This is a genomic window from Cupriavidus sp. 8B, from assembly GCF_054589115.1.
Genome location: NZ_BAAILO010000407.1, coordinates 1 through 2,516, shown reverse-complemented (window position 1 = coordinate 2,516; position 2,516 = coordinate 1). Strand labels below are relative to the sequence as shown.

At 55.3% G+C, this 2,516-nt stretch carries 4 protein-coding genes; all 4 read left to right on the top strand.

What is annotated here, in order from left to right; translation table 11 throughout:
- A partial coding sequence (locus tag ACYP5B_RS38390; protein WP_459573064.1) for an aldehyde dehydrogenase family protein occupies positions 1-602 on the top strand: 602 nt, incomplete at its 5' end.
- 178 nt (positions 603-780) lie between these two features.
- Positions 781-1,212: a tautomerase family protein gene (locus tag ACYP5B_RS38385; protein WP_318238701.1), complete on the top strand. Its 432-nt coding sequence runs from the start codon at positions 781-783 to the stop codon at positions 1,210-1,212.
- A gap of 264 nt (positions 1,213-1,476) precedes the next feature.
- The gene (locus ACYP5B_RS38380; RefSeq protein WP_459573063.1) at positions 1,477-2,139 is read left to right on the top strand and encodes a 3-oxoacid CoA-transferase subunit A; all 663 of its coding nucleotides are present in this window, start codon (positions 1,477-1,479) and stop codon (positions 2,137-2,139) included.
- Between the two features lie 44 nt (positions 2,140-2,183).
- On the top strand, positions 2,184-2,516 hold a 333-nt coding region (locus tag ACYP5B_RS38375; RefSeq protein ID WP_459573062.1), incomplete at its 3' end, for a CoA-transferase.

Here is a 2,516-nt window from a genome sequence, read left to right as displayed (position 1 = left end):
TCATCGTTGTCGGCAAGCAGCGCGGCGAGGAATTCCTCAGCGGCTTCAAAAAGGCCATGACCGCCCTGCAGGCTGGCGACCCTGCGGACGCGAATATGACGCTTGGGCCGATTTCGTCAGAAAAAGCCCTCGATCACCTTCTTGACCAGATCCAGCGCGCAGTTGATTCAGGCGCAGCTATCGAGTGTGGCGGCCATCGCATCGATCGGGAAGGGTTCTATATTGAACCCACCATACTTAGCAACATCAACACGAGCGACCCGATCTATCGGGAAGAGCTCTTCGGCCCTATCGCTTCCTTCTTCGTTGTTGCAAATGAAGAAGAAGCCATTCGGCTCGCAAACGATACGCAATATGGACTCGGAGGCTCCATCCTGACCGCCGATCTTGAGCGCGGCGAGCAGATTGCCGCGCGTATTGACAGCGGCATGGTGTTTGTAAATCGACCGTTTTCGACGATTCCCCAGCTACCGTTTGGCGGTGTCAAGAACTCTGGATTCGGGAGGGAGCTGTCGATGGCCGGTTTCGAGGAATTCGTTAATAAAAAACTGATCACTACGGACCCGGTTGGCACTCTACCATTGAAACCCAAAGGAAGCTGATAGGCAGCCGGATCGCCTTCACTATGAATGCTGCATTTGCGAAAAGCATGGGTTTAATCCGATAGCCTCTTCCTCGGCTATCGATATCGCCGCCTTACTAATGTCACGTCCTTTTTCGAAAGAGAATCAGACGTTTTGACATGACAAACGCGGCATCTTTAAAGCATGGAGACAAAAAATGCCTTTGTGGAATATCTATCATCCAGTCGGCGCCTACACGGCGGAAGAAAAAAAGGAGATGGCAAATCGCATCGCCGACATCTACATCATTCCTCGCTTCTACGTAGGCGTTCTGTTCCATGAACAGCCGAAAGACTCCTTCTACATGGGAGGTGAGGCGCGAGGCGATTTCGTCAGAATCCGACTGGACCAATTCGCCAGGCACATCTCCAAGGACGTCGAGTGGACGGCGTCCTGGCTGCGCAAAGCGAATGCCGCGATTGCACCCTTCGTTCAGGATCGGGGCTACCACTTCGAGTTGCATGTCGGCGAAACACCGCGCGAACTGTGGTTGATCGACAGCATTCACCCACCTCGTCCCGACACGGAAGCCGAGAAGAGGTGGAAGCTTGAAAACCGGGCGTCGCCCTATGATCCGAGCGAAGGCTGATCGGACCCGTTTCGCCTGAAACAGTTCGTACGCTGATACTCAACAGCCCGCGGCAACGGCCGAGCCGTCGCCGCGGTCTCTCCCAGCTTTATGGCTGCTCGCCTCCCTCGAGATCGCTTTTTATCAAAGCGCAAACGTGGTGCGAAGCTTCGCGCCTCGCAGCAGATCTCGCTCCGGGCCTGGTTCAAGACCACTGCAAGGGACGTCGTTGGAGCGCCATTTACCCAAGCGGCCAGACACATCAGTCGCCTTTGGATAGTTCTTATGCTCAACAAGATTCTGGAAACATGCGAAGCCGCGCTAGAGGACGTCAAGGATGGTGCAATCATCATGATCAGCGGCTTCGGGCGAGCAGGCCTTCCCTTGCAACTGATTGACGCGCTGGTTGCGCAGGGTGCGCGCGATCTCACAATCATCAGCAACAACTCTGGAAGCGACGATTCGGGATTCGGTGCATTGATTCGGCAGAAGCGTGTAAGGAAGCTGATTTGTTCGTTTCCGCGGCTCGCCGGAGCAACCCTGTTTGACGCGGCTTATCGGGCGGGAGAAGTGGAACTTGAAGTCATTCCACAAGGTACGTTGGCGGAGCGCATGCGGGCTGCAGGCGCCGGAATCGGCGGATTCTATACCCCAACAGCCTATGGCACCAGGCTCGCGGAAGGAAAGGAATCCCGCAAGATAGAGGGCAAGAACTACATCTTCGAATTACCGCTGAAAGCTGATTATGCGCTCGTGAAGGCATATCGCGCAGACCGATGGGGCAACCTGACCTACAGGATGTCCGGTCGCAATTTTGGTCCCATCATGGCCAGCGCGACGACGACTGCGATCGCCCAAGTCAGCGAAATCGTCCCACTTGGTACATTGAATCCAGAGGCGGTTGTTACCCCAGGAATCTTTGTAAAACGCGTGGTGCAGGTTTCGTAATTTCCTGCAAATCGGGCGGAAAAGTTAGAGACGAGATCGCAGAAATGAAAAAGCTTACACGGATCGAAATGGCGCAGCGCGTTGCGCGAGATATCCCGGAAGGCGCATACGTAAATCTGGGAATTGGCGTACCGACGCTTGTCGCCAATCATCTGGACCCACACCGGGAAATCATTCTTCACAGCGAAAACGGCATCCTCGGGATGGGGCCCGCGCCTGCGCCTGGCGATGAGGACGATGACCTGATCAATGCAGGAAAGGAACCGGTCACGCTCCTTCCCGGAGGCGCGTTCTTCCATCATGCCGATTCCTTTTCCATGGTGCGCGGCGGACATCTGGACTACTGCGTACTGGGCGCGTTCCAGGTATCGGTCAAT